The following is a 26,474-nucleotide window of genomic DNA, read 5'->3' on the forward strand; positions in this document are numbered from 1 at the left end:
AAAAAAATCCGTCTTGTTTCGTTTTTAAAACGAGACAAGACGGATAAGTATTTAAGTAGTGTTTAAACTATTCTATTTCGGATACTCTTAAGGTATTAACCATCCCTTTATCTTTAATAGGCATTGCAGCTAAATTGATAAGGAAATCTCCTTTTTGTACAAAACCTTTTTGTTTTACAATTTCGTTTATGTCAATTACAGTATCATCAGTGCTTACATCTTTAGTGTACATAAAAGATTTTACACCCCATAAAAGGTTGAGTTGCGTAAGGATTCTTTTGTTAGAAGTAAAAACTAAAATATGTGCGTTAGGTCTCCAAGCCGAAATTTGGAAAGCAGTATAGCCACTATTTGTCAAAGTACAAATTGCTTTAGCTTTGATTACATTGGCCATGGTTGCAGCATGATGACAAATTGTTTTAGTAATAAAACGTTTTGTTTTGATTTGCGGTGTATTTTGTGGTACTTGAATTAGCGGAGAATCCTCAACTGCTTCAATAATTTGAGTCATTTTTTGAATTACTTGAACTGGATAATTTCCGGTAGCAGTTTCTCCAGAAAGCATTACTGCATCTGCACCATCCATAACGGAGTTTGCAACGTCATTTACCTCGGCACGTGTTGGCGTAAGGCTAGTGATCATTGTTTCCATCATTTGCGTAGCAACAATAACAGGAATACGAGCAGTTTTAGCTCTGCGAATTAATTCTTTTTGAACTAAAGGTACTTCATGAGCAGGAAGTTCTACTCCTAAATCTCCACGAGCCACCATTAAAGCATCACAATAGGCAACAATCTTGTCGATGTTCTCTAATGCTTCTGGCATTTCTATTTTGGCAACAATTGGAATTTTATATTCAGAGTGCTCTGCAATTAATTCTTGTAGATCTTGTAAGTCTCTTGGTGTTTTTACAAAAGATAATGCAATCCAATCAACATTTTGTCCAATAGCAAAAATTGCATCTGCTATATCTTTCTCAGTCATTGCGGGAAGAGAAATTTTGGTATTAGGAAGATTTACACCTTTTTTAGATTTCAATTCACCACCTTGAATTACTCTTGCTATAACTTCTGATTTTTTATCAGTTTCAACAATTTCAAAAATAAGTTTTCCGTCGTCTAGCAAAATTCTTTCTCCAGGATTTACATCATTTGGAAAGTTTTGGTATTTCATGAATACTTTCTTTGCTGTACCAAGGATGTCCTCAGCAGTAGTAAAAGTAATTAAATCTCCGTCATGTACTACTACACCTTCTTCCATAACTCCTACGCGAAGTTTAGGTCCTTGTAAATCACCAAGGATTGCAGTTGTATAGCCAAATTCTTCATTAAGACCTCGTATGATATTAATTTTTTCTTTTACATCTTCGTAGTCGGCATGTGAGAAATTCACTCTAAATACATTTACACCGGCATCAATCATGTCTTTTATGATTTCTCTTGTACTACATGCAGGCCCTAGTGTGGCTACAATTTTAGTTTTTTTGTTTGTAAGCATTGGTATTAAAAAATTAAATTGTTTTTTGATTTTATTTGATTTGTATCTACCGTATAAACTGTTGATACATTATCTATGGTATTTAATAGTATCTGTATTTTTGATAAATTTACGGTATCATCATTATTTTCTATTTTTAAAAAGTAATCTACTTTTTTAAATTCTGGAAGTAAAAAAACTTTTGTTGAAACTTCCATAGTTACATTTGAAAATAAATTTTGAGTATTGTCTTTTTTATATTGAATTACTTCATTTTTATTTTGAATCAAATCCCAAGAAATTTCTTTTTCGATGTCGCTGTACTGAAATCTCGAAAAATTTGTTTCTCCTTCTTTTATATTAATTTGAATTTCATTTTTACTTTTACTCAAATTTATAGGTAGCTTTTGATTAATAAAATAAGCCAATCTATAGTCCTCTAATGAAGTGTGAATTGCGATCAAATAGTAATCTATTTCGTCAAATTCGTCAAGATTCAATTTAAGAATTGCCATTTCATTAAAAAATAAGATGTAAATATAGTATTTCTATTGAAGCGTAGACCTCTCAAAATAAGATGTTTTTGTTAATTTATGAACGAAAACGTTATAGTTTTATGGAAATTGATATTATTTCCTATCCATTTTTTCTTGAAATGCAAAATAAGCGCGTTGGGATGCTTTTTCTTCTGCTTTCTTTTTTGAGGTTGCTCTTGCTTTTGCAATTACTTTGTCATCAATGCTAAGTTTGACGCCAAATAAACGTTGTCCGTCAATTGCGTTATCTTCGAAAATATCATAATGAAATATTTTCTTTTCTTTTTGGCACCATTCTATTACCAAACTTTTATAACTAATTACTTTTCCTTCGAGTCTTGCAATATCTACATAAGGAATTACAACTCTTTTCTGAATGAATTTTTCACAATAGACATAGCCTCTGTCAAGATAAATGGCTCCTACTAGTGATTCAAAAATATTCCCGTGTATGTTTTCTCCAAAATGCTGAATAGGCACTTTGCTTTCTATATATTGTACTAAATTTAGGTCTTTCCCTAATTCATTCAAATGCTCTCTACTTACAATTTTTGAACGCATTTTAGTAAGATAACCTTCGTCTCCAGCAGGTGCTTTGCTAAATAAATGTGCAGCAATTACAGAGCTTAGCATAGCATCGCCTAAAAACTCTAATCGTTCGTAATTAATTGGGTTTCCTAAAACATCCAAGCGATTTGAGGAACGATGTGTGAAGGCTTTTCTGTAGTAGTCTAAATTTATTGGGTCAAAACCCAAGATTTTCTGAATAGAATCAAAAAAAATCCCGTCTTCTGGAGAACGGGATTTTGAAAATATTTTTCTGATTATACGCATATATAATGATTAGATTTCTAATTTTTTCACCAATACACATGCATTGTGACCGCCAAAACCAAAAGTATTACTCATAACAACATTCATTTCTCTTTTTTGAGCTTTGTTGAAAGTAAAATTTAATTTAGAATCAATGCTTTCGTCATTTGTTAAATGATTTATGGTAGGTGGTACTATTCCATGTTTCATAGAAAGTATAGAAGAAATTGTTTCAACTGCACCAGCTGCACCAAGTAAATGGCCGGTCATGGATTTAGTTGAATTTAAATTCATAGTATAAGCATGTTCACCAAATACATGTAAAATAGCTTTTGACTCAGCCATATCGCCTAGGGGTGTTGAAGTTCCGTGCATATTTACTCCATCAACATCAGTTGGTTTTAAACCAGCATCTCTCAAGCAGTTTAGCATTACGTTTTTAGCGCCCAATCCATCAGGATGAGGAGCAGTAATGTGATGTGCATCTGCTGACATTCCGCCACCACCAATTTCGCAATATATTTTTGCTCCACGAGCCATAGCATGTTCGTATTCTTCAAGAATCAAAGCTCCTGCTCCTTCTCCTAAAACAAAACCGTCACGGTCTTTGTCCATAGGTCTTGAAGCTGTTTTTGGGTCGTCATTTCTTGTTGATAAAGCATGCATTGCATTAAAACCACCCATTCCTGCTATGGTTACTGCAGCTTCAGATCCACCAGTCACCATAACGTCTGCATGGCCTAATCGGATGTAGTTGAAAGCGTCAATAATAGCATTTGTAGAGGAGGCACAAGCAGATACAGTAGCGAAATTAGGACCTCTGAATCCGTATTTTATAGAAATATGGCCACAAGCTATATCCGAAATCATTTTTGGAATAAAAAAAGGATTGAATTTAGGAGTTCCATCGCCTGCTGCAAAATTCAACATTTCGATTTGAAAAGTTTCTAATCCACCTATTCCTGAACCCCAAATAACTCCTGCTCTGTCTTTGTCTAAAGTTTCTAGGTTGAAACCAGCATCATTTACAGCTTCTTCAGATGACACCATTGCGTATTGTGCATAGCGGTCCATTTTTCTAGCCTCTTTTCTGTCTAAGAAATCTTCAGCATTAAAATTTTTCAATTCGCATGCAAAATGAGTTTTAAATTTTGAAGCGTCAAAATAAGTGATTGGAGCAGCTCCACTAACGCCGTTAATAAGCCCGTTCCAATACTCTTCAATGTTATTTCCAATGGGTGTAAGAGCGCCTAAACCTGTTACAACAACTCGTCTTAGTACCATAAATTCTTTATTTTTGTTATCTTTAAACAAATAAAACCCATGCTTTCTTTACTGTATTACTATTACGAAAGAGCCATGGGTATTACAATAAATATAGTTTTGATTGAAATTCAATCTCGAATTTAATTTAAAAAAAAATAATAACACCCGTTTACAAGATTGCAAACGGGTGTGTAATTTATTATTTTTTAGCTTCCTCGATGTAAGAGATTGCTTGACCTACAGTAGCGATGTTTTCTGCTTGATCGTCTGGAATTTGAATGTCAAATTCTTTTTCGAATTCCATAATAAGCTCAACAGTGTCTAATGAGTCAGCTCCTAAATCATTAGTGAAGCTTGCTTCTGTTACAACTTCGTTTTCGTCAACGCCTAATTTGTCTACGATAATCGCTTTTACTCTTGATGCAATGTCTGACATAATCTTTAATTTTAGAATTTAATTTGTTGGCAAAAATAAAAAACTTTATTTTAAAACAACTATTTAGTTAATAAATGTGACATCTAATTTATGAAATTTATTTCAACAAAGCTGTCGCAATGTTATTTATTTTCGATTTTTATGCCTTTTTTTGTGCAATTAAAATTTGACTGGTTATGAAAAAAATTGTCGTTTTTGCTTCTGGATCGGGTACTAATGCTGAAAATATTATAAAATATTTTGAGAAAACAGAAATTGGAACTGTCGAAGCCGTGTTTACAAATAACCAAAGTGCTCAAGTGATTGAAAGAGCAAAAAACTACGGAGTTCCATCAATTATTTTCTCAAAAGAAGAATTAATAGAAGGAATTGTATTACAAAAATTAAATGAAATTCAACCTGATTTAATCGTTTTGGCAGGATTTTTATTAAAATTTCCTGAAAATATCATCTCAGTCTATCCGGATAAGATCATAAATATTCATCCAGCATTGTTGCCAAAATATGGTGGGAAAGGAATGTACGGTATGTATATTCATAGAGCAATAGTTGGAAATAAAGAAGTGGAAACTGGAATTACCATTCATTTTGTTGATGAAAATTACGATGAAGGCAATATTATTTTCCAAAAAAAAGTTGCTTTATCAGGTGATGAAACTCCAGAAGAAGTTGCTGCAAAAATACATGAATTAGAACAAAAATATTTCCCAACGGTAATTGAAGGAATCCTAAATCAAAAATCCTAATTCATTAATGGAACACGACGTACATATATATACGGATGGAGCTGCCAAAGGAAATCCCGGAAACGGTGGTTATGGGGTGGTGATGGAATGGGTAGGGAAACCGTATAAGAAAGAATTCTATGAAGGTTTTCGGCGTACGACTAATAATAGGATGGAGCTTTTGGCGGTTATTGTAGGTCTTGAAAAATTAAAAAATCCCAACACTAGGGTTTTAGTAGTTTCTGATTCAAAATATGTGGTAGATTCAGTAGAGAAAAAATGGGTTTTAGGCTGGGAAAAAAAAGGATTTGTGGATAGAAAAAATTCCGACTTGTGGAAACGTTTTTTAATAGTCTACAGAAGACATAAAGTTGATTTCAAATGGATAAAAGGGCATAACAATCATATTCAAAACGAAAGGTGCGATGAATTAGCCGTAATGGCTTCGATGCAAAAGCAACTTTCTGTCGATACTTTCTATGAAAAAGAAGAGGCAAAATTGTTATGATTCAAGGATATAAATTGGCAAAACTTTACGCTTTAGACCCTTTGCAACTTTACAACTTATAAACTATCTTTGCGCCTTAATTCGAAACGTATATAATGAATAAATTATTGATTGTTGGAACAGTAGCTTTCGACGCAATTGAAACTCCATTTGGGAAAACGGACAAAATTTTAGGTGGTGCAGCAACTTATATCGGTTTATCTGCTTCTTTTTTTAATGTACAATCGGCTATAGTTTCTGTAGTTGGTGATGATTTTCCCCAAGAATATTTGGATTTATTGACTGCAAGAAACATTGATATTTCAGGTCTTGAAGTTGTAAATGGTGGAAAAACTTTTTTTTGGAGTGGTCTTTACCACAATGATTTGAATTCAAGAGATACATTAGTTACTGAGTTAAACGTTTTGGCTGATTTCCAACCAAAAGTCCCTCAAGATTATAAAAATGCTGAAATAGTAATGTTAGGGAACTTACATCCACTAGTACAAAGCAGTGTTTTGGACCAAATGGAAACACAACCTAAATTGGTGGTATTGGATACTATGAATTTTTGGATGGATTGCGCTTTACCAGAATTGATGGACGTAATAAAACGTGTCGATGTAATTACGATTAACGACGAGGAAGCAAGACAACTTTCGGGAGAATATTCATTAGTGAAAGCGGCTGCAAAAATTCACACTATGGGACCTAAATATGTCGTGATTAAAAAAGGAGAACACGGAGCACTTATTTTTCATAACAAAGAAGTTTTCTTTGCACCAGCTTTACCTCTTGAAGAAGTTTTTGATCCAACTGGAGCAGGAGATACCTTTGCGGGAGGATTTGCAGGTTACTTAACGCAGAGCGAAAATATTTCATTCGAAAATATGAAGAATGCAATTATTCAAGGATCTAATTTGGCTTCCTTTTGTGTGGAGAAATTTGGAACCGAAAAAATGCTGGATTTAGATAAAAAAGAAGTGGTGTCCAGATTGCAACAATTTAAATCACTGACACAATTTGATATAGAATTATAATGCACTGAAACCTCGGAAACGAGGTTTTTTTGTTCAATAAAATTAGCAGGGAAATACATCTGATTTATTGGTATTTTTAAATCAGTTCAATTTATTTTAGAATAACACAACAACACAAACAACCTTACAATGAGCGATGCTTTAAAACACGAGTGTGGTATAGCCTTAATTAGACTACTCAAACCGCTTGAATTTTATAAAGAGAAATACGGAACTGCTTTCTACGGAATACAAAAAATGTATCTTCTTATGGAAAAGCAGCACAATCGCGGGCAAGACGGAGCGGGTTTTGCTAGCATAAAATTAGATGTAGAACCTGGAGAACGTTACATTAGTAGAGTGCGTTCTAATCATGCTCAACCTATTCAAGATGTTTTTGCTCAAATAAACGATAGAATCAATGAGGAAATGGCAGCTCATCCCGAATATGCTGATAATGTTGCTTTGCAAAAACAAAAAATCCCATATTTAGGGGAATTGTTTTTGGGACATGTTCGTTATGGAACTTTTGGTAAAAATAGCATTGAAAGTGTTCATCCTTTTTTACGTCAGAATAACTGGATGCATAGGAACTTAATTTTGGCAGGAAACTTTAATATGACTAATGTTAAAGAACTTTTCCAAAGTTTGGTTGAACTAGGACAGCATCCAAAAGAAATGGCGGATACTGTTACCGTAATGGAAAAAATAGGTCATTTTCTTGATGATGCAGTGACGGATTTGTACCAAGAATGTAAAAACGAGGGGCTTACTAAAAGAGAAGCCTCGCCAGTAATTGCAGAGCGATTAGATGTAGCGAAAATTTTGACGCGAGCTTCAAAAAATTTAGATGGTGGTTACGCGATGGCAGGGCTTTTAGGTCATGGAGACTCGTTTGTTTTTAGAGACCCGGCAGGAATTCGTCCCGCGTATTTTTATCAAGATGATGAGATAGTGGTGGTAGCTTCAGAAAGACCTGTTATTCAAACTGTTTTTAATGTGCCTTTTGAAAAAGTTCAGGAGATTGAACCAGGAAACGCGTTAATCATCAAGAAAAACGGAACCATTTCAATGAAGGAAATTCTTCCTCCAACGGTTAAAAAAGCCTGTTCTTTTGAACGAATTTATTTCTCTAGAGGGAGTGATGCTGAAATATATCAAGAAAGAAAAAATCTAGGAAAATTGATTTTGCCTGCTGTTTTAAAGTCGATAGACGAAGACACAGATAATACAGTTTTCTCATACATACCAAATACGGCTGAAACTTCATTTTACGGATTAGTCGAAGCTGCTCAAGATTTCTTGAATCAAAGAAAGAATAATTATATTCTTGAAAATAGAGATACATTGACAAAGGATTCTTTACAAGAATTACTTTCGGTAAAAATACGTACTGAAAAAGTAGCTATTAAAGATGCAAAACTTAGAACCTTTATTACTGAGGACAGTAGTCGAGATGATTTAGTAGCCCACGTGTATGATGTTACTTATGGTGTAATTAAACCAACCGATAATTTGGTAATAATAGATGATAGTATAGTTCGAGGTACAACCTTGAAAATGAGTATTATCAAAATGATGGATCGTTTAAATCCAAAACGAATCGTTATTGTATCTTCGGCACCGCAAATACGCTACCCGGATTGTTACGGAATTGACATGGCTAAACTGGAAGGTTTAGTGGCTTTTAAAGCGGCATTAGAATTGCTTAAAGAAAGGAATTTATATCATATTGTTGATGAAGTATATCTGAAATGTAAAGCACAAGAAAATTTCAAGGATAGCGAAGTTATAAATTATGTAACGGCAATATATGCACCTTTTCAACCACAAGAGGTTTCAGATAAAATTGCACAAATGTTGAGCTCTCCAGAGATAAAAGCCGAAGTAAAAATTATTTTTCAAACAGTAGAGGATTTACATGTCGCTTGTCCAAAGAACTTAGGGGATTGGTACTTTACGGGTGATTATCCTACGCCTGGTGGGAACCGTGTGGTGAACCGAGCATTCATGAATTTCTATGAAGGGAAAGATGCTAGAGCATACTAATAATTAAGTCTATGAGTTTTTAATCGGTTTTCTAAGTTGTTCATCTAATTTATTTGGTGGCAACGAAGAACTAGTATAAATTTGAATCACCATAACATTAGTAGGTTAAGTTTATGGTAGATTTGGGGCAAAAAGGGTGGAAGAGATTCCACCTTTTTTATTGGAATAAAGTGAAAAAATGACATAAACAAAAAGCGCTGATTTCTAAATGTAGAAATCGGCGCTTTTTGTTTTAAGATAAAAGAAATAACAATAAAGACAATAGTAATTTTGAAGTCTTTATTCTTTCATCTGACTCTCTTTTTATTTCTCTAAAGCAAATCTTCTTGATACTTCCGTCCAGTTAATTACATTGAAAAAAGCTTCGATATAATCAGGTCTTCTGTTTTGATAATGCAAATAGTAAGCATGTTCCCAAACATCCATTGCTAAGATTGGTGTTCCGCCACAACCTACACCTGGCATTAACGGGTTGTCTTGGTTAGGAGTACCACATACTTCTACTTTTCCACCTTTATGAACACAAAGCCAAGCCCATCCAGAACCAAATTGTGTTGCTCCAGCTTTGCTGAAACTAGCTTTAAATTCTTCGAAAGTTCCAAAAGCTGCTTCAATAGCAGTCAATAAATCTCCTGTTGGAAGTCCGCCACCGTTAGGTGTCATTATAGTCCAAAACAAGTTATGATTGTAAAAACCACCACCATTGTTACGAACAGGCATGTTTTTCATATCAAGATTAATTAAGATGTTTTCAATCGTCTTACCTTCCATATCTGTTCCTGCAACAGCAGCATTCAAATTTGTAGTGTAAGCATTGTGATGTTTAGAATGATGGATTTCCATTGTACGAGCATCAATATGAGGTTCTAATGCGTCATACGCATAAGGTAATTGTGGTAATTCAAAAGCCATAATATGATTGTTTAATGATTTATAAAAATTTATTCAAATTTAAACATTAAACTTTGGAAACGGAAATTCTATTTCGTTATAATTTCATTAAATTAATTGATGGTATACTCTTTGGAGTTGTAATGGGCTTATTTTCAGGGGCTATTTACTTGTAAGTTCACTTCGCTCGTGTCCTGCTTTCTACTTCAAACGAAGTTCACTGAAATCCTATGAGAATAAAAGTTAGGTGAGGTAATTAGGGCAAAAAAACGTCTGTGACTAAAATTACTAGTCTGTTTTAAATTACGATTGCGCCATTGCCATGCAAACAATACTAATTTTTGCGCCTGGAATTTTCAATAAGGCTCTGGAACAAGCTTCTAGTGTTGATCCTGTTGTGATGACGTCATCAATTAGAAGGAAATGTTTGTTGTGATCTTTTTCAGTAAAAGTAACATCAAAAGTACTTTCGATTCCTTCTGTTCTGCCTAGTAAATTTTTCTTAGATTGTGTTTTTGAATATACATTCCTAATCAAAAGTGAGTCATTATAAATTACATTTAAACTAGAAGAAAGTGCTTTTCCAAAAGCAGTAACTTGATTGTAGCCTCTTTCTTTTAGTTTTCTTCGGTGCAATGGAACCGGAATAATTTCATCAACAGATTGTAATAAATCGATTGTTTTTAAATCTTCAGCGTACCATTCGCCAAGAATTGCCCCTATTTCTTCATGTCCTTTGTATTTCAAATTATGAATGAGCTCCTGTACAATTCCCTTTTTATGAAAATAAAATAAGGCCGAAGTATGCATTACGGGAATTCGTCCATAAAACTTTTTGAAAGCCTCATTTTCTGGATTCAAGTGATGATTCGTCAGCGGAATATCATGTCTGCAAACTGTGCAAATTACATTTTCATTGGACAATAAAAAAGAGCTGCAACCGGAACAGACTTTTGGAAAAAAGAGATTTATAAGGCTTTTAAACATGTAATCAGGGATTTATTTATAAAAATAGACAAATCAATGCTTCAATCTTAAACAATTTTCTTTTTTTTAAGTTCACTTTTTATATTTTTGCATCATTATGGCAAAACAAGAAGATTTATTTAAGAATGTAGTTTCGCACGCAAAAGAATACGGATTTATTTTTCCGTCAAGCGAAATATACGATGGTTTAAGTGCGGTCTATGATTATGCACAAAACGGAGTAGAATTAAAAAAGAACATACGTGAATATTGGTGGAAAGCAATGGTTCAAATGAACGATAACATTGTGGGTCTTGACGCGGCAATATTGATGCATCCAACTACTTGGAAAGCATCTGGTCATGTTGATGCTTTTAACGATCCATTAATTGACAACAAAGATTCAAAAAGAAGATATAGAGCTGATGTTTTGATTGAAGATTATGCCGAAAAGCTAAATCAGAAAGCAATCAAAGAAATCGAAAAAGCAAGAACTCGTTTTGGTGATGCTTTCAATGAACAAGAATTTGTTACGACAAATGCTCGTGTAATGGAGTACAAAGCCAAAGAAAGAGAAATTCTAGAAAGAATGGCGCGTTCTCTTGGGAATGAAGATCTTGAAGATGTAAAAGCATTAATCGAAGAATTAGAAATTGCTTGTCCAGAATCTGGTTCAAGAAATTGGACCGAAGTGCGTCAGTTTAACTTGATGTTCGGAACAAAACTTGGAGCTTCAGCGGATTCAGCAATGGATTTATATTTGCGACCAGAAACGGCTCAAGGTATTTTTGTAAATTTTCTGAATGTACAAAAGTCAGGACGAATGAAAGTTCCTTTTGGAATTGCACAAACTGGAAAAGCGTTTAGAAATGAAATTGTAGCAAGACAATTTATCTTCCGTATGCGTGAGTTTGAACAAATGGAAATGCAATTTTTTGTACGTCCAGGCGAAGAAATGAAGCATTACGAATTCTGGAAAGAAGCCCGTTTAAAATGGCATTTGTCTCTTGGTTTAGGAAAAGAAAATTACCGTTTCCACGATCATGAAAAACTAGCGCATTATGCGAATGCTGCGGCTGATATTGAATTTAATTTCCCTTTTGGATTCAAAGAATTGGAAGGAATTCACTCCAGAACTGATTTTGACTTGAAAGCACACGAACAGTTTTCTGGTAGAAAATTACAGTATTTTGATGCTGAATTGAATCAAAATTATGTTCCTTATGTTGTGGAAACTTCAGTAGGATTAGATAGAATGTTTTTAGCGGTTTTTGCTACTTCATTAAAGGAAGAAACATTAGAAGATGGCTCGACAAGAACAGTGCTGAAATTACCAGCTGTTTTGGCGCCAACAAAAGCAGCAATTTTACCTTTGGTTAAAAAAGATGGATTGCCAGAAATCGCACACAAAATCATTGATGATTTACGTTGGGATTTCAATGTTTCTTATGATGAAAAAGATGCAGTAGGAAGACGTTACAGAAGACAAGATGCATTAGGAACACCGTTTTGTATTACAGTTGATCATCAGACCATCGAAGATCAAACCGTAACGATTCGTCACAGAGATACTATGAAACAAGACCGTGTTGCTATTGCAGACTTGAAATCCATTATCGAGAATGAGGTTTCAATAAAAAACTGGTTGATGAAGATGTAATTAATTTTTTTTTTATACAAGAAAAGCTTTCCAATTTGGAAAGCTTTTTTGTTTGGAGAATAGTATGGGATAATTTTTATTAGACATTGAATTAATAAAAAAGAGTTATTGGCATTATTGATTTACGCTCTTTATCGGATTTATTTGCACTTCATCTTAACATGTCAACATTTGTTAAAAACATATTAACAACATATATGAAAAAAAGGTTAAATGCTTATTTTTAGAATGTTAAATAAGAGTTTTTTGTTTAACTAGTTTCCCAAAACTACCATTATTACTTAATAATTTAAAGTATATTTTACTTTGGACGCATAATGTAATGCCTAACAATTCCAGGAAAAACCATTGATGAATTATTCGTACATTATTATTGACGACGATCAAGAAAGTGTTTTGAAGACTAAAGCTATAGCTGATAGTTTTTCAGAACTTGATTTTGTAGCATCGGCTGATAATTATGAAGATGGTTTAAATCTAATACTCGAGCATACTCCACAACTAGTTTTTTTAGAGATTGATCCAGCTAATACTGCTAGTAATTTGTCGTTAGCTCTAATAAATGAGTTGTACCGATATTTAAAGGTAATTCCTAAAATTATAATTACCACGGCTGGGAAAGATTTAGCTTTTGAAGCTATAAAATATGAGGTTTTTGATTATTTATTAAAGCCGTTGAAACGAATAGATGTTGTAAAGTCAGTTTTAAAATTAAATAAATCAATTGTTCCTAAAGAAATTGTTTCAGAACAAACATTAGTTGTAGATGCAGAGCCGACAGTTTTAGCGAGACAAGAAATACCCAATCAAGATCATTCTCTAATTTTGTGTATTAAATCCTATGGTGATTACAGATATATTGCTGCCAGAGATATTTGCTATTTTCAAGCGGATAATAATTCTACGGATATATATCTAAATACTGGTGAAATGATAACAGCTTTCAAAACATTAAAGCATTTCGAAGGAGTCTTATCCTTTCCATTTATTAGAATTCACAACAGTTATATCGTAAATCGTAATTATATTTCTAGAATTCACAGTGGAAACTCAGTATGTTATATTAAGAATAGTGCTGTAAAGCTTCCTTTCTCCAAATCGTATAAGGTAAATATTGACCTTATTATTTCTGATTTTTCTAATGGAAATTACTTAGAAATTTAAAAAATAGTCATTCACTCTAATTTGGTAGTCATTCACTCTCAAAAGGCCACATTCTACCATAAACCCCTTTTTTTGTAGGAAATTTTAAAGTTGTCTGTGTAGTTTTACAAAAGAATCGCAGCTGATTGTGGTTCCAAAACAAGACAAATAAAACAACAACATAAAAACCCAAATTATGAAAAAAGCAATCTTAACAATCGGATTATTCTCTTTAGTAATGATATTAACATCTTTTACTACACCAGAATCTAACACAACAATTAGTACAGATAAAACTAATAGTGTTGATATAGTTGGAGCAGGTGCAACAGGAGGAAATAAAAAAATAGATATAGTTGGAGCAGGTGCAACAGGAGGAAATAAAAAAATTGATATAGTTGGAGCTGGTGCAACAGGAGGAAATAAAAAAATAGATATAGTTGGAGCTGGTGCAACAGGAGGAAATAAAAAAGTAGATTAATTAAGATTTTATCTTAATTTAAATAGCTTAAGGCTGTCAATTTTGTTGATAGCCTTTTTTTATGTGAATAGTTTTACTATTTTTGATAAAATTCAAAAAGAACTGTTGAAAAGTATTTATCTTATATTGTTAATTATTTTGTTGGTTTTTTTTGGATGTTCCAAAAAGAATGAATTCAATACTATAATTAATTCTTCAGAGGACAGTCTATCTTCTTATCTTTCTATGGCAAACGACTTCAATTTGTCACGTGAAAAAAGAAAAGAATTTAATCAAAAAGCTTTTGCGATTATTGTAGACCAACCAAATGATTCTTTAAATAAAGCTAATTTGTTCAAAGTAGCGAATCGCTATTATAATATGGATAATTGGGCTGATTTTAAACAAACAGTAAATATTGTTTTAGAAAAATCGAAAAGTACCCAAGATACAATCAATATCGCTAAAGCTTATACCTATTTAGGGGATTTTTATGCATCACAGGCTGTTTCGGATAGTGCTTTTATTTATTATTTCAAAGCAGAGAAAATGTATTTGCAGCGCAATGATATTTATAATTTGGCAAGAACTCGATTGAATAAAGCAATACTGCAATTTAATGCGGGGGATTTTCTAGGAAGTGAAATAGCTGTATTTAATGCTTTGCGAGTTGTGAAAGGGGAAAAAGCAAGTGATATAGTATATGAATCATACAATCATTTGGGGTTAATTTATAATGAGCTTGGGGATTATGAAAAAGCAATTGAATTTAATGACAAGGCGTTAGCTAGTATAGATGATAAAACAATTCCATCAGTTTTTCAGTCTAAAGCAACTTCGCTAAACAATATGGGGTATGTGTATCAAAATATGAACCGGCATGAAAAAGCCATCAGCTATTTTAGAGAAGGTTTAAATCAAAAAGATTTAAAAACAGACAAACCATTTGTGTATGCGATGTTAATTGATAATTTAGCCTATTCAAAATTTAAAACAGCTGATTTTATTGACTTACCAGAACAGTTTTATCAATCACTTGAACTTCGTGAAAGTTTACAATTAACATCTGGTATTCTTGTCAGTAAAATGCGATTGTCAGAATATTTTGCATCAAAAAAAGATTCTGTTAAATCTTTGAAATATGCAAAAGAGTCTCTTGTTTTAGCTAAGCAAGTAAAAAACTACAAAAGTGTTTTATTGATTCTTAAACAACTCTCCATTATAGAGCCAGAAAAGTCGTCTACATATAACAAGCAATACATTCATATCAACGACAGCTTGCAAAAAGCAGAGCGAAAAATAGGTGAAAAATTCACTCGTATTGAATATGAAACGGATCAAATTAAGAGCGAAAATACTAATCTAGTAGAGCAGAACAGGAATCTAGTTTATATTTTCAGTGGATTAGCAATGTTGGGTTTGTTTACTTTTGTAATTAAAACGCAGAAAGCTAAAAATAGAGAGTTACTGTTCAAACAACAACAACAAAAAGCCAATGAGGAAATCTATAGTTTGATGCTATCGCAACAAAATTCAATAGAAAGTAGTAGGGTCGAAGAGAAGAAAAGAGTGGCTCGCGAATTACACGACGGTGTTTTGGGACGAATGTTTGGTGTGCGAATGAATTTAGATGGGTTAAATACTTTTCAAGATGAGCAAGCGATTAACCAAAGAACAAACTACTTATCAGAGTTGAAAAATATTGAACAAGATATTCGTGAAATTTCTCATGATCTAAATAGAGAGAAATCAGAATTAATTAATAACTTCGTCGCAATAGTTAATAATTTATTCGAAGAACAAAAAAAGACCTATAAATCAAAACTAGTTTCAAGTATCGATTCGCGCATAAAATGGGAAATGGTTCCTAATTCAGTCAAAATTAATCTATATCGAATTCTTCAAGAATCACTCCAAAATAGTAATAAGTATGCTACAGCAGAAACTATTAAAATTGAACTTAAAAAAGAAGAAGATCACCTGATTTTGATTATGAGTGATGATGGTGTAGGATTTAATGTTAAAACAGCGAAAAAAGGAATTGGCTTGCAGAATATACTTTTTCGAACCAATGAATGTGATGGAGTTGTTGATATAAAATCGAAAAAAGGAGAAGGTACAATCATAACAATTACAGTCCCAATAGAATAAATATAAAATTTATATAAAAAATGATAATTGACCAATCAACAAACAAGAATAATATATTAATCGTTGATGACCACCCTTTTATTATAGAAGGATACAAAAATGCAATTACTAGATATAATCCTGATGAGTTTGAGTTTTTTATAACACAAGCTAAAGATTGTGAATCAGCTTATAACATTATTACAAATCCGGATACTTTGATGTTTGACATCGCTTTTCTAGATATTAGTATGCCACCTTATGAAGAAAAAAATATTTATTCAGGAGAGGATTTGGCAAGATTGATATTAGAATTTATGCCAAATTGTAAAATAATTTTGCTTACTATGTACACAGAATTATTGAAAATAAAAACGATTATAAGTACTATAAATCCTAATGGTTTAGTAATAAAAAATGATTTAACATTTGATGAGTTGCTTTTTGCTTTCGATAAAGTTATAAGAAATGAGACATATTACAGCCAGTCCGTTCTAAAAATGTTAGCCCAATCTGAGGGGAATAGTATAGAAATAGATCAATTTGACAAAGAAATTTTATTTCATATTTCAAGAGGAACCAAGTTGACTGATATTCCGCAATATATCCCAATTTCTTTAGGAGCAATTGAGAGAAGAAAATTAGACTTAAAAGAATTATTAAAAGTTGAAGAGGGTACTGATATCGACTTAGTTCGAGAGGCAAAAAATAAAGGTTTACTTTTTTAAATTTCTTAGATAAACAAAAAACGACACTTAATAGTGTCGTTTTTTTGTTAACCTCGGGTTGTTTTATTGAGTCAAAGCATCCCAACCACGAGCCTTTAAGGCAATTTTGGTATTGGCACGAGTTACTAAATGAATCCCTTCGCTTTCTTGTGTCATGTGACCAATAATGGTGAAATTTGGATTTGCTTTGATTTTTACAAAATCTTCCATGGCAATGGTAAAAAGCAATTCGTAGTCCTCACCACCGTTTATGGCAACAGTTGTGCTGTCGATATTGAATTCTTCACAAACATTAATAAATTGAGGGTCTATTGGTAATTTATCCTCATATAAATTACAACCCACTTTAGACTGCTTGCATAAATGCATAATTTCCGATGACAACCCATCAGAAATATCAATCATAGAAGTTGGTTTTATTTCTAATGCATGTAATAAAGTGCGCACATCTTTTCTAGCTTCCGGTTTCAATTGACGTTCTATTAAATAGGTATAAGCATCTAAATCAGGTTGTGAATTTGGATTCACTTGAAAAACTTGCTTTTCTCTTTCTAAAACTTGCAATCCCATATAAGCAGCTCCAATATCGCCGGTAACCACTAATAAATCGGTTTGTTTAGCGCCATTTCTATAAACGATTTCTTCTTCATTAGCTTCGCCAATAGCGGTTATGCTAATGATTAATCCTTTTTGTGATGAGGTAGTGTCGCCACCAATAACATCAACATTATATTCACGTGCTGCATGAGATATCCCTGCAAATAACTCATCTAAAGCTTCTAACGGAAAACGATTAGATACTGCAACGGAAACCGTGATTTGTGTTGCTTTTGCATTCATTGCGCAAATGTCTGAAATATTGACAACTACTGCTTTGTAGCCTAAATGTTTTAAAGGCATATAAGCCAAATCAAAATGTACACCTTCAATCAATAAATCGGTAGAGACAACTACTTTTTTGTCCTTGAAATCCAAAACAGCCGCATCATCTCCAATTCCCTTTAAGGTTGAAGATTGGCTGATTTCAAAGTTTTTTGTCAAATGGTCTATCAATCCAAATTCTCCTAATTGTGCTATACTTGTGCGTTGTGGGTTTTTATCTTCGATCATGATTGTTGAGAGGAACGAAGCAGTCGCTTCATTCATTAATGTTAATTAACAATGTTTTGAGGTTGCAAATATACAAAGAAATATTCGCCTTGAATGAGGTGTGTTTTCATCATTTTTTTCGGATATTTAGGTTTTTAAATTTTAAAAAAAATGGAATCATTTAATATTGTTACTATCACAGTCAACTCGGCTTTGGATAAAAGCACTCATTTTAAAGGCTTAGTCCCAGAACAGAAAATACGATGTGAGGAACCACGTTTTGATGCTGGAGGTGGAGGAATTAATGTGTCTAAGGCGATTTCGCGTTTAGGAGGAACTTCTTTAGCGGTTTTTACTTCTGGTGGACCTACTGGTAAAATGCTAGAAGAATTAGTAAAAAAAGAGTCAATTGCTTATAAAGCTGTTCCCGTTCAATCATGGACTAGAGAAAGTTTTGTTGCCGTGGATGATAATACAAATTCTCAATACCGATTTGGATTTACAGGAGGAATAATCAGTGCAGAGGAAAGTGATAATATACTAGAAATCATAACTGATTTAGAACCAAAGTTTTTAGTAGCAAGCGGTAGTTTGAATGAAGGTTTGTCAACTGATTTTTATAAAAAAATTGCAGAAATTGCAAAAAGATCAAATGCTAAATTAATTTTGGACACTTCAGGCGAAGCATTAAAAAAGGCATTAGAAGTTGGTGTTTATATGATCAAGCCAAATGTTGGAGAATTGGCAAAATTAATAGGTGTAGAACGATTGGAACTGGAAGAAGTAAATGAGGCCGCAAAACAAATCATCGCTAAAGGCGGCGCCGAAATCGTAGTCGTTTCCCTTGGTCCGCAAGGCGCAGTATTGGTTACGAAAGATTCGTATGAATTTGTGCCAGCTCCTAATGTGGTCAAAAAAAGTACCGTTGGTGCCGGTGACAGTATGGTTGGTGCCATGGTTTGGGCACTTTCGCAAAATAAAAGTCTGAAAGAAGTCATCCGTTGGGGAGTTGCCTGCGGATCGGCAGCAACCATGAATGAAGGAACCCAATTGTTTAAATTTGAAGATGCACAACGATTGTTTGAATGGTTGAAGAATAAATAAAAACAAAAAAACCTGATAATTTTTACATCATCAGGTTCTCTCTTTATTCTTTGTTCTTTCTTCTATTTTCTAAAAAAAATCTAATCGTTCAATTTCAAAACAGCCATAAACGCTTCTTGTGGAATTTCAACATTACCAACTAATCTCATACGTTTTTTACCTTTTTTCTGTTTTTCCAAAAGTTTACGTTTACGGGAAATATCCCCACCATAACATTTGGCAGTAACATCTTTACGCAATGCTTTGATGGTTTCGCGAGAAATTACTTTTACTCCAATCGCTGCTTGAACAGGAATATCAAATTGTTGTCTCGGAATCAATTCCTTCAACTTCTCACACATTTTTTTACCAATGGAATAGGCATTATCCGCATGCATTAAAGAGGATAAAGCATCAACAATAGTTGCGTTCAATAAGATATCCACTTTAACCAAATTAGAAGTTCGCATTCCAATTGGCGTATAATCAAAGGATGCATATCCTTTAGAAACAGTTTTCAAACGGTCATAAAAATCAAATACAATCTCTGCTAATGGCATATCAAAAGTCAACTCAACACGTTCCGTAGTCAAATATGTTTGATTGGTAATCAATCCACGTTTTTCGATACACAAACTCATTACATTTCCAACATAATCAGCCTTAGTAATGATAGTTGCTTTTATAAAAGGTTCTTCAACATGGTCTAAACGAGAAGGCTCCGGCAAGTCCGAAGGATTATTTACGATAAGCGGTGTTGTAGGATCTTTTTTGGTGTAAGCCAAATACGAAACGTTGGGAACTGTAGTGATTACAGTCATGTTAAACTCTCTCTCCAAACGTTCTTGGATGATTTCCATGTGTAACATTCCTAAAAATCCGCAACGGAAACCAAATCCCAAAGCTGCTGAACTTTCCGGTAAAAACACTAATGACGCATCATTCAACTGCAGTTTTTCCATCGAGTTTCTCAACTCCTCGTAATCTTCAGTATCTACAGGGTAAATTCCAGCAAAAACCATTGGCTTCACATCTTCAAAACCAGTAATTATGTTTGTAGTTGGGTTTTTCGCGTCTGTCAACGTATCGCCCACTTTTACTTCTTTCGCTTCCTTAATTCCAGAAATTAAATATCCAACATCACCTGCTGAAATTACTTGTTTCGGAACTTGGTTTAATTTCAAGGTTCCAATTTCATCTGCAAAATATTCATTTCCGGTAGCCATGAATTTTATCTTCTGACCTTTTTTAATCTGTCCATTTTTCACACGAAAAATAACTTCGATTCCTCGAAACGGATTGTAATGCGAGTCGAAAATTAAAGCTTGTAAAGGTTCGTCAACATTCCCTGATGGAGGAGGAATTCTTTCAATAATGGCTGCCAAAATATTTTCAACACCCAAACCAGTTTTACCTGAAGCATGAATAATATCTTCCAGTTTGCAACCTAACAAGTCCACGATATCATCGCTTACTTCTTCAGGATTGGCACTTGGCAAATCCACTTTATTCAAAACGGGAATAATTTCCAAGTCATTCTCTAGAGCCAAATATAAATTCGAAATCGTTTGTGCCTGGATACTTTGCGCTGCATCTACAATCAAAAGTGCGCCTTCACAAGCTGCAATCGAACGAGAAACTTCATACGAAAAATCCACGTGTCCCGGAGTATCAATCAAATTCAGGATATATTCTTGTCCTTTATACGTGTATTCCATCTGAATCGCGTGACTCTTAATCGTAATCCCACGTTCACGTTCCAAGTCCATGTTGTCAAGCAATTGCGCCTTTTCTTCACGAGCGGTAACAGTTTGTGTTGCGCCAAGTAATCGGTCAGCAAGCGTACTTTTTCCGTGATCAATATGTGCAATAATGCAAAAATTTCTAATATGCTTCATCTTCTGTATCTGTCAATTTTACTAATGCTTACGCATTTAATCTGCAAATATAGGGTAAAAGTTTGACAGTTGAATTGGAATTCATTTTCAGGTATTTTAAAAAATTATATTTTACCTCATATTATATTTTGCATTGTAAAAAGTGGTGTCTTTTTTTGAAAAAACTACTCTTCTGTTGTCTTCATTTTTGAATTCGAAGTCGTCATTTACTACAAATTTTACTTCAGTAAATTTATATCCAGTTTCAAATGTTACGGTTATTTCATAAAGACTGTCTTTTTTAATCTCATTCATTTTGGTGTTATAATCCCAAGATAAAGGTTTGTCGTTTCCTCTTATTCCCACTTTTTTACTATTTTTTATTTTGGATGCATCCAAAGTAAAAACAATAGTCTTTTTATACGATTTCTGCACGCAACTTGTTACTAATAAAGTAAGTACTAATGCGATTATTGTTACTAGTGTTTTCATAATTATACTTTATGTTTAGTTAGTAGATAATCAATTCCAAATCTTCCTGAACCTAGAATTAAATAGAACATCGCCACCCAAAGAAATCCCATGGCGGCAAGACAATTCCATAATCCGTTGTTGATTTGTTGTATAAAAATAGCAACCAGCATAGTACAGATAATAAAAAAAGAAGCAATTCGAGTTTGAAATCCGAACAATAACAATAATCCGCCAATGGCTTCTGCAAAGGCACCCATCCAAGCAAAAAATATTGGAGCAATAGCAAAAATTCCACCATAATTTGCCACATCATTTGGAAACCAAAAAGCGACTTCAAAAAATCTTAAATTAGCATCGGTTGGCGACCAAGGCATTCCGAATTTTGCTGCTCCAAAATTAAAGGCTAACAAGTAGCCACATACAATTCGGGGAATTGTTAAAAATAAATCTTGTGACCAATGAGGCAACAATATGGGTTTTGTGATTTTAGTTAGTAGTTTCATGGTTATTTGTTTAGCGACTGAGTTTGATTTTTGAATTTGGTATTTTTTAGAATTAATTCTCCATTACCAGATTTTTTTGAACCCGAATCAAATTTTGCTTTGCCTGTATTAATGACATCTCCATTTCCGGTTAATCTAGCTGAAAGTATTTCAGAAACATTGACAGTCAAGTTTCCGTTTCCAGTGCTTTTTAATTCCGCTTTTCTAGCGTTAAGATTCGAAGCATCAATATCACCATTTCCAATTTTGATAATGTCCAAAACATCAACTGTACCACTAACATTGCTATCACCATTTCCAGTATTTTCCAGTATAAAGTAACGCCCTGAAATATTCTGAACTCTCAAGTCACTGTTTCCGGAATTTTTAATGACACTCGCTTCTGGCATCGTAATTTTAATTATGATATTGGAATCTTCAACATACATTTTATTGTTTTTGTTTTCTTTGAATTGAATTTTTAATTCATTTTCTGAAACGTTTTCTGAGAAATTTAAAAGGCTTTCTAGGTTGTCATCAATAGTTATTAAAACACTCCAAGTTTTTCCAATTTCAATTTCAATTTTTCCATCTAAATCTTCAAAATAAACTTTGTCGAAGTTTTTGTAATCGTAATTTTTAGTACTAATTTTTCCCGAACCTTTCAGTTGTGCGTTTGCAATAGTTGAAGTTAATGTCAATACAATTGCGATAATTAATTTTGCCATGTTTCTTGTTATAATGATTAATAACAAGACAAAATTGCGCTATAAATCATAGCCAATCGCTTCAAATTATGATTTGAGACTAATATTTGAATTTAATAAGGCTGTAAATAAATAAGTTATAGCGTTTCGATGAATTCTTTCGGAGTTTTTCCAGTATTTTTTTTGAAAGAGCGGTTGAAAGTAGCTTTTGAATTGAACCCATTATCAAAAGCAATTCCTAATAAGGTAGATTTTTTTTGTTCGCCATTTGTAAAACTATTTTTTACGGCTTCAATTCGGTAATTATTGATACAATCGTTAAAATTCATTTGAAAACCTTGGTTGATAGCTTTAGAAATCACAGGAGCATTTGTTTCTAATTTTTTTGCTAAATCGGTAAGCGTTAATTTGGGATTTTTATACAATTTTTCAGTTTGAATTAAGGTTGTAATTTTTGATTTCCAAAGTTCAATTTCGGGCGATTTTTTTTCTTTAAAAGTTTCGTGCTGAATATCAATTATGGTTTCTAATTCATCTGAATTATTTTCATTCAATAAAAGAATCGGATTTTTATCAAAAAACGACATTTTAAAAGGAATTGTGGTATTTATAGGATTGGAATATCCTGTAATTGCAATGTAATACATAACTATCGAAAAGGACAGAAAAAACCACCAACTGCCTTGATACGATTTTATTTCGGGATAAAAGAATCCTAAAATGTCAAAAAAAACGGGAAGAAGAAGCATGACTAAAAAAGCCATCAGATAGGTTTTTACCCATTTAAATAAAATAGAATCGGCATAACTAACTACTTGAAACATTAGTTTTTTGTATACATTATAGTATCGGATACTTAAAATAAAATAAACAATCATAGAAAGTAAACCCAGCTTTTGGTACCATTGGTCAAAATCCTTATCCATTCCGTTTTCATAGAAATAATTTTCGCCTAAAATGAACTTATCATAAATCCAAATGGCAACAATATAGATAAGGTAAAAAAATCCAGGAAGTAAATGAAGTGCTTCTTTTTTTGAAAATTTGAAAGATGGATTTAAAAGACTTTGCGTGTAAAAAAAGATAAGCGGACCAAGAAAAAGCAAATGTTGAAAAGGAGTATAAAATAAAAAATCCCTGTATGGTTGATTGTCATACCAACCAGCAAAACCAAGCATCCAAGGCGCAATATACAGGCTACAGAGGAAAATAAAAATACTCAACCAATAATTTGACTTGTTTTCGGTTTTAACGGCTTTTGCAAGTAAGAGTAAGCTGTAAATGATCCCTTGCGTAAACGAAATAAGTAAAACGGAACTGTAGAAGCCAAATTGATAAAGCATTGCAAAGTTTTCGTAAAAATAATTATTAATTTTAAATGATTGTCACACATAAGATTAAATTTCATAACCGAACTTTCTTAACTATCTTTGCAAAAAAATAAATTGATGATCAAGATTGGCAACATAATATTACCTGATTTCCCTTTACTTCTCGCACCTATGGAAGATGTGAGCGATCCGCCTTTCCGCAGATTGTGTAAAGCCCATGGAGCTGATATGATGTACTCCGAGTTTATTTCTTCCGAAGGATTAATTCGTGACGCCATCAAAAGCCGAATGAAATTAGATATTTTCGATTATGAAAGACCTGTAGGAATCCAGATTTTTGGTGGTGATGAAGAAGCAATGGCGCTGTCGTCTAAAATTGTTTCTACGGTTAATCCAGATATTATTGACATCAATTTTGGTTGTCCTGTCAAAAAAGTCGTTTGCAAAGGTGCCGGAGCAGGAGTGTTGAAAGATGTAGATTTAATGATTCGCTTAACACAAGCTGTTATTGATAGCACGCATTTGCCAGTAACCGTAAAAACGCGTTTGGGTTGGGATGATAATTCCATTAATATTGATGAGGTTGCAGAGCGTTTACAAGATATTGGTGTGGCAGCTTTGAGCATACACGCCAGAACTCGTGCCCAAATGTATAAAGGTCATTCGGACTGGTCACACATTGCCCGAGTAAAAAATAATCCAAGAATTACAATGCCTATTTTCGGGAACGGTGATATCGATTCTCCAGAAAAGGCCTTGCTTTATAAAAACGAATACGGCATCGATGGAATCATGATTGGTCGTGCGGCCATTGGTTATCCGTGGATTTTTAACGAAATCAAACATTACTTCAAAACGGGAGAACATTTGGCTAAACCGACAGTTATTGATAGAGTTGAAGCGGTTCGAAATCACTTGACTTGGGCGATGGAATGGAAAGGCGAACGATTAGGAATTGTTGAAACGCGTCCGCATTACACCAATTATTTTAAAGGAATACATTCTTTTAAAACTCACAAACAAAAATTAGTAACCTTAGATCGACCTGAAGAATTGTTCGCCGCTTTGAATGATATTGAAGAGGCGTACGTAGGATATGAAGTTGTTTAAAATACAAAAGGCCTAACAATTGTTAAGCCTTTTGTATTATACTTTGATGCGTTTCCATTTTCCTCTTTTGTAGAGAACAATACTTGCCAAAGTAATTGCGGTTTCGGCTATAGGAATCGCTATAAAAACACCTGTTGGTCCCATTTTATAGTATTTGGATAATAAATAAGCCAATGGAATTTGGAACAACCAGAATCCGAAAAAATTAATCATTGTTGGAGTCCAGGTATCACCGGCTCCATTGAATGTATTAATTAACACCATTCCTATTCCATAAAAAACATATCCCAAGCACATGGTTTGTAATGCTTCAACGGCAATCTTTTGAATAATAAGATCATTTGTAAAAAATGAAATCAGGGAACTGGCAAAAAACAATGTGATAACCGTAATAATTGCCATAAAAATCACATTGTATTTTGCAGTGGTAAAAACTGATTTTTCGGCACGTTCAATTTTTTTGGCACCTAAATTTTGACCTACCAAAGTTGCTGCAGCATTACTTAATCCCCAAGCAGGAAGAATAAAAAACATCATGATGCGCAATGCCGTTTGATATCCCGCAGAACCATGATCTCCGCCGGTTGTGGCGACTAATTGTGCCAAAAATATCCAACTGCAGGAAGCAATTACAAACTGTAATACTCCAGGAGCAGCGATTTTTACCAATGCTTTTATTTGTTCCAAATCTGGAATGAAATAAGAAGGGATGATTTTTAAAATTCCTCTACCATTAAATAAATGATACAATTGGTACAAAACACCAATACTTCTTCCGATAGTTGTTGCCATTGCGGCACCCATTAATCCAAAAGCAGGAATAGGTCCAAATCCATTGATTAATATAGGACATAAAATAATGTTGCAAATGTTAGCTAGCCAAAGACTTTTCATGGCAATAGCAGCATTTCCTGCGCCACGGAATATTCCGTTGATAAGGAATAAAAGCATAATGCATAAACTTCCGCCCATCATGATTCGAGTGAAGTTAACTCCGTATTCAGCAGCTTCAACGGAAGCTCCCATAAATAACAAAATATCTTTGGCGTAAATCAAACCCAAAATGCTGATTATTGTATTGATAACAAATGCAATAATGATGGCTTGCATTCCGGCTTTTGCAGCAGCAACAGGATCTTTTTCGCCTATTCTACGAGCAACAACCGCAGTAGCGGCCATACTAATTCCGATGGCAATAGAATAAACAATCGTGATTACTGATTCGGTCAAGCCAACCGCTTGAATAGCATAACTGCTTTGCTCTAAATGACCGACGAAATATAAATCGACTAGCGCGAAAACGGATTCCATAAGCATTTCCAATACCATCGGAATGGCTAAAAGAATTACCCCTTTTTTGATGCTTCCAGAGGTATAATCAAAAGATTCATCTCCTTTAATTGCTTGCTTTAATATTATGAAAATTCGAGAAAATATGTTTTTTTCTAATGTTGTTTCTGTCATGATTAATTAGGATTAATAAGGAAATCAGTCCAGACTTATTAGCTGAACTTAAAAGTAGATAAAGTGCTCCT

Annotated in this window: 25 protein-coding genes; 11 read left to right on the top strand and 14 right to left on the bottom strand. The window is 33.5% G+C overall.

Annotation, left to right across the window (positions count from 1 at the left end; all coding sequences use genetic code 11):
- Nucleotides 1-67: 67 nt before the first annotated feature.
- The 5 genes from pyk to V5J73_RS00865 all read right to left on the bottom strand — a co-directional run bounded on the left by pyk (nucleotide 68) and on the right by V5J73_RS00865 (nucleotide 4,528).
- The gene (gene pyk, locus V5J73_RS00845; RefSeq protein ID WP_338646928.1) at nucleotides 68-1,498 is read right to left on the bottom strand and encodes a pyruvate kinase; all 1,431 of its coding nucleotides are present in this window, start codon (nucleotides 1,496-1,498) and stop codon (nucleotides 68-70) included.
- A gap of 5 nt (nucleotides 1,499-1,503) precedes the next feature.
- A complete protein-coding gene (locus V5J73_RS00850; RefSeq protein ID WP_338646929.1) occupies nucleotides 1,504-1,992 on the bottom strand; it encodes an IPExxxVDY family protein in 489 nt (162 codons plus the stop codon).
- Between the two features lie 114 nt (nucleotides 1,993-2,106).
- Complete coding sequence (locus V5J73_RS00855; RefSeq protein ID WP_338646930.1) at nucleotides 2,107-2,847, bottom strand: ribonuclease III family protein; 741 nt, start codon at nucleotides 2,845-2,847, stop codon at nucleotides 2,107-2,109.
- 9 nt (nucleotides 2,848-2,856) lie between these two features.
- Nucleotides 2,857-4,110 carry a beta-ketoacyl-ACP synthase II gene (fabF, locus tag V5J73_RS00860; protein WP_338646931.1) on the bottom strand — a complete coding sequence of 418 codons (1,254 nt, stop codon included), beginning with the start codon at nucleotides 4,108-4,110 and terminating at the stop codon, nucleotides 2,857-2,859.
- A 181-nt stretch (nucleotides 4,111-4,291) separates the two neighbouring features.
- Nucleotides 4,292-4,528, bottom strand: coding sequence for an acyl carrier protein (locus V5J73_RS00865; RefSeq protein WP_007137004.1), 237 nt, complete (start codon nucleotides 4,526-4,528; stop codon nucleotides 4,292-4,294).
- Between the two features lie 176 nt (nucleotides 4,529-4,704).
- On the opposite strand from V5J73_RS00865, the gene purN reads away from it, so the two are divergent.
- The 4 genes from purN to V5J73_RS00885 all read left to right on the top strand — a co-directional run bounded on the left by purN (nucleotide 4,705) and on the right by V5J73_RS00885 (nucleotide 8,808).
- Complete coding sequence (gene purN / locus V5J73_RS00870; protein ID WP_338646932.1) at nucleotides 4,705-5,274, top strand: phosphoribosylglycinamide formyltransferase; 570 nt, start codon at nucleotides 4,705-4,707, stop codon at nucleotides 5,272-5,274.
- Between the two features lie 7 nt (nucleotides 5,275-5,281).
- Nucleotides 5,282-5,761 carry a ribonuclease HI gene (gene rnhA, locus V5J73_RS00875; RefSeq protein WP_338646933.1) on the top strand — a complete coding sequence of 160 codons (480 nt, stop codon included), beginning with the start codon at nucleotides 5,282-5,284 and terminating at the stop codon, nucleotides 5,759-5,761.
- Between the two features lie 95 nt (nucleotides 5,762-5,856).
- Nucleotides 5,857-6,780 carry a PfkB family carbohydrate kinase gene (locus V5J73_RS00880; protein WP_338646935.1) on the top strand — a complete coding sequence of 308 codons (924 nt, stop codon included), beginning with the start codon at nucleotides 5,857-5,859 and terminating at the stop codon, nucleotides 6,778-6,780.
- A gap of 129 nt (nucleotides 6,781-6,909) precedes the next feature.
- A complete protein-coding gene (locus tag V5J73_RS00885; RefSeq protein WP_338646936.1) occupies nucleotides 6,910-8,808 on the top strand; it encodes an amidophosphoribosyltransferase in 1,899 nt (632 codons plus the stop codon).
- A 303-nt stretch (nucleotides 8,809-9,111) separates the two neighbouring features.
- On the opposite strand, the gene V5J73_RS00890 is transcribed toward V5J73_RS00885, so the two are convergent.
- Together V5J73_RS00890 and V5J73_RS00895 are read right to left on the bottom strand one after the other, a co-directional pair.
- A complete protein-coding gene (locus tag V5J73_RS00890; protein WP_338646937.1) occupies nucleotides 9,112-9,720 on the bottom strand; it encodes a superoxide dismutase in 609 nt (202 codons plus the stop codon).
- 282 nt (nucleotides 9,721-10,002) lie between these two features.
- On the bottom strand, nucleotides 10,003-10,686 hold the full coding sequence (locus tag V5J73_RS00895) for a ComF family protein (RefSeq protein ID WP_338646938.1): 684 nt from the start codon (nucleotides 10,684-10,686) through the stop codon (nucleotides 10,003-10,005).
- A 97-nt stretch (nucleotides 10,687-10,783) separates the two neighbouring features.
- On the opposite strand from V5J73_RS00895, the gene V5J73_RS00900 reads away from it, so the two are divergent.
- The 5 genes from V5J73_RS00900 (at nucleotide 10,784) to V5J73_RS00920 (ending at nucleotide 16,786) form a co-directional block, all read left to right on the top strand.
- On the top strand, nucleotides 10,784-12,325 hold the full coding sequence (locus tag V5J73_RS00900; protein ID WP_338646939.1) for a glycine--tRNA ligase: 1,542 nt from the start codon (nucleotides 10,784-10,786) through the stop codon (nucleotides 12,323-12,325).
- Between the two features lie 351 nt (nucleotides 12,326-12,676).
- A complete protein-coding gene (locus tag V5J73_RS00905; protein WP_338646940.1) occupies nucleotides 12,677-13,489 on the top strand; it encodes a LytR/AlgR family response regulator transcription factor in 813 nt (270 codons plus the stop codon).
- Between the two features lie 175 nt (nucleotides 13,490-13,664).
- Nucleotides 13,665-13,949 (top strand): 3-oxoacyl-ACP reductase, encoded by a 285-nt coding sequence (locus V5J73_RS00910; protein ID WP_338646941.1) that lies wholly within the window; start codon nucleotides 13,665-13,667, stop codon nucleotides 13,947-13,949.
- 105 nt (nucleotides 13,950-14,054) lie between these two features.
- Nucleotides 14,055-16,079: a tetratricopeptide repeat protein gene (locus V5J73_RS00915; protein ID WP_338646943.1), complete on the top strand. Its 2,025-nt coding sequence runs from the start codon at nucleotides 14,055-14,057 to the stop codon at nucleotides 16,077-16,079.
- A 20-nt stretch (nucleotides 16,080-16,099) separates the two neighbouring features.
- Complete coding sequence (locus V5J73_RS00920; RefSeq protein WP_338646944.1) at nucleotides 16,100-16,786, top strand: response regulator; 687 nt, start codon at nucleotides 16,100-16,102, stop codon at nucleotides 16,784-16,786.
- A gap of 63 nt (nucleotides 16,787-16,849) precedes the next feature.
- On the opposite strand, the gene thiL is transcribed toward V5J73_RS00920, so the two are convergent.
- Nucleotides 16,850-17,896 carry a thiamine-phosphate kinase gene (thiL, locus tag V5J73_RS00925; RefSeq protein ID WP_338648637.1) on the bottom strand — a complete coding sequence of 349 codons (1,047 nt, stop codon included), beginning with the start codon at nucleotides 17,894-17,896 and terminating at the stop codon, nucleotides 16,850-16,852.
- Between the two features lie 150 nt (nucleotides 17,897-18,046).
- Here thiL and V5J73_RS00930 point away from each other — a divergent pair, with 150 nt between their 5' ends.
- Nucleotides 18,047-18,979 (top strand): 1-phosphofructokinase family hexose kinase, encoded by a 933-nt coding sequence (locus tag V5J73_RS00930; protein WP_338646946.1) that lies wholly within the window; start codon nucleotides 18,047-18,049, stop codon nucleotides 18,977-18,979.
- A gap of 80 nt (nucleotides 18,980-19,059) precedes the next feature.
- On the opposite strand, the gene lepA is transcribed toward V5J73_RS00930, so the two are convergent.
- From lepA to V5J73_RS00955, 5 genes are all read right to left on the bottom strand, one after another.
- Nucleotides 19,060-20,856 (bottom strand): translation elongation factor 4, encoded by a 1,797-nt coding sequence (lepA, locus tag V5J73_RS00935; protein WP_338646947.1) that lies wholly within the window; start codon nucleotides 20,854-20,856, stop codon nucleotides 19,060-19,062.
- A gap of 111 nt (nucleotides 20,857-20,967) precedes the next feature.
- Nucleotides 20,968-21,327, bottom strand: a complete 360-nt coding sequence (locus V5J73_RS00940; RefSeq protein ID WP_338646948.1) for a hypothetical protein — start codon at nucleotides 21,325-21,327, stop codon at nucleotides 20,968-20,970.
- 2 nt (nucleotides 21,328-21,329) lie between these two features.
- A complete protein-coding gene (locus tag V5J73_RS00945; protein WP_338646950.1) occupies nucleotides 21,330-21,812 on the bottom strand; it encodes a DoxX family protein in 483 nt (160 codons plus the stop codon).
- 2 nt (nucleotides 21,813-21,814) lie between these two features.
- Nucleotides 21,815-22,519: a GIN domain-containing protein gene (locus tag V5J73_RS00950; RefSeq protein ID WP_338646952.1), complete on the bottom strand. Its 705-nt coding sequence runs from the start codon at nucleotides 22,517-22,519 to the stop codon at nucleotides 21,815-21,817.
- A gap of 116 nt (nucleotides 22,520-22,635) precedes the next feature.
- The gene (locus V5J73_RS00955) at nucleotides 22,636-23,841 is read right to left on the bottom strand and encodes a helix-turn-helix domain-containing protein (RefSeq protein ID WP_338646954.1); all 1,206 of its coding nucleotides are present in this window, start codon (nucleotides 23,839-23,841) and stop codon (nucleotides 22,636-22,638) included.
- A 105-nt stretch (nucleotides 23,842-23,946) separates the two neighbouring features.
- On the opposite strand from V5J73_RS00955, the gene dusB reads away from it, so the two are divergent.
- Nucleotides 23,947-24,939: a tRNA dihydrouridine synthase DusB gene (gene dusB / locus V5J73_RS00960; RefSeq protein ID WP_338646956.1), complete on the top strand. Its 993-nt coding sequence runs from the start codon at nucleotides 23,947-23,949 to the stop codon at nucleotides 24,937-24,939.
- A 36-nt stretch (nucleotides 24,940-24,975) separates the two neighbouring features.
- Here dusB and V5J73_RS00965 read toward each other — a convergent pair whose 3' ends face one another.
- Entirely contained in the window at nucleotides 24,976-26,403 is a 1,428-nt protein-coding gene (locus tag V5J73_RS00965; protein WP_338646958.1) for an MATE family efflux transporter, read from the bottom strand.
- Nucleotides 26,404-26,474 lie beyond the last annotated feature (71 nt).

The organism is Flavobacterium sp. KS-LB2, from assembly GCF_036895565.1.
Taxonomy (GTDB): Bacteria; Bacteroidota; Bacteroidia; order Flavobacteriales; family Flavobacteriaceae; genus Flavobacterium.

Excerpts from the sequence above, each read along its gene's own strand:
- pyk (WP_338646928.1), bottom strand. The coding sequence starts at position 1,498 with ATGCTTACAAACAAAAAAACTAAAATTGTAGCCACACTAGGGCCTGCA.
- V5J73_RS00850 (WP_338646929.1), bottom strand. The coding sequence starts at position 1,992 with ATGGCAATTCTTAAATTGAATCTTGACGAATTTGACGAAATAGATTAC.
- V5J73_RS00855 (WP_338646930.1), bottom strand. The coding sequence starts at position 2,847 with ATGCGTATAATCAGAAAAATATTTTCAAAATCCCGTTCTCCAGAAGAC.
- fabF (WP_338646931.1), bottom strand. The coding sequence starts at position 4,110 with ATGGTACTAAGACGAGTTGTTGTAACAGGTTTAGGCGCTCTTACACCC.
- V5J73_RS00865 (WP_007137004.1), bottom strand. The coding sequence starts at position 4,528 with ATGTCAGACATTGCATCAAGAGTAAAAGCGATTATCGTAGACAAATTA.
- purN (WP_338646932.1), top strand. The coding sequence starts at position 4,705 with ATGAAAAAAATTGTCGTTTTTGCTTCTGGATCGGGTACTAATGCTGAA.
- rnhA (WP_338646933.1), top strand. The coding sequence starts at position 5,282 with ATGGAACACGACGTACATATATATACGGATGGAGCTGCCAAAGGAAAT.
- V5J73_RS00880 (WP_338646935.1), top strand. The coding sequence starts at position 5,857 with ATGAATAAATTATTGATTGTTGGAACAGTAGCTTTCGACGCAATTGAA.
- V5J73_RS00885 (WP_338646936.1), top strand. The coding sequence starts at position 6,910 with ATGAGCGATGCTTTAAAACACGAGTGTGGTATAGCCTTAATTAGACTA.
- V5J73_RS00890 (WP_338646937.1), bottom strand. The coding sequence starts at position 9,720 with ATGGCTTTTGAATTACCACAATTACCTTATGCGTATGACGCATTAGAA.
- V5J73_RS00895 (WP_338646938.1), bottom strand. The coding sequence starts at position 10,686 with ATGTTTAAAAGCCTTATAAATCTCTTTTTTCCAAAAGTCTGTTCCGGT.
- V5J73_RS00900 (WP_338646939.1), top strand. The coding sequence starts at position 10,784 with ATGGCAAAACAAGAAGATTTATTTAAGAATGTAGTTTCGCACGCAAAA.
- V5J73_RS00905 (WP_338646940.1), top strand. The coding sequence starts at position 12,677 with ATGAATTATTCGTACATTATTATTGACGACGATCAAGAAAGTGTTTTG.
- V5J73_RS00910 (WP_338646941.1), top strand. The coding sequence starts at position 13,665 with ATGAAAAAAGCAATCTTAACAATCGGATTATTCTCTTTAGTAATGATA.
- V5J73_RS00920 (WP_338646944.1), top strand. The coding sequence starts at position 16,100 with ATGATAATTGACCAATCAACAAACAAGAATAATATATTAATCGTTGAT.
- thiL (WP_338648637.1), bottom strand. The coding sequence starts at position 17,896 with ATGATCGAAGATAAAAACCCACAACGCACAAGTATAGCACAATTAGGA.
- V5J73_RS00930 (WP_338646946.1), top strand. The coding sequence starts at position 18,047 with ATGGAATCATTTAATATTGTTACTATCACAGTCAACTCGGCTTTGGAT.
- lepA (WP_338646947.1), bottom strand. The coding sequence starts at position 20,856 with ATGAAGCATATTAGAAATTTTTGCATTATTGCACATATTGATCACGGA.
- V5J73_RS00940 (WP_338646948.1), bottom strand. The coding sequence starts at position 21,327 with ATGAAAACACTAGTAACAATAATCGCATTAGTACTTACTTTATTAGTA.
- V5J73_RS00945 (WP_338646950.1), bottom strand. The coding sequence starts at position 21,812 with ATGAAACTACTAACTAAAATCACAAAACCCATATTGTTGCCTCATTGG.
- V5J73_RS00950 (WP_338646952.1), bottom strand. The coding sequence starts at position 22,519 with ATGGCAAAATTAATTATCGCAATTGTATTGACATTAACTTCAACTATT.
- V5J73_RS00955 (WP_338646954.1), bottom strand. The coding sequence starts at position 23,841 with ATGCTTTATCAATTTGGCTTCTACAGTTCCGTTTTACTTATTTCGTTT.
- dusB (WP_338646956.1), top strand. The coding sequence starts at position 23,947 with ATGATCAAGATTGGCAACATAATATTACCTGATTTCCCTTTACTTCTC.
- V5J73_RS00965 (WP_338646958.1), bottom strand. The coding sequence starts at position 26,403 with ATGACAGAAACAACATTAGAAAAAAACATATTTTCTCGAATTTTCATA.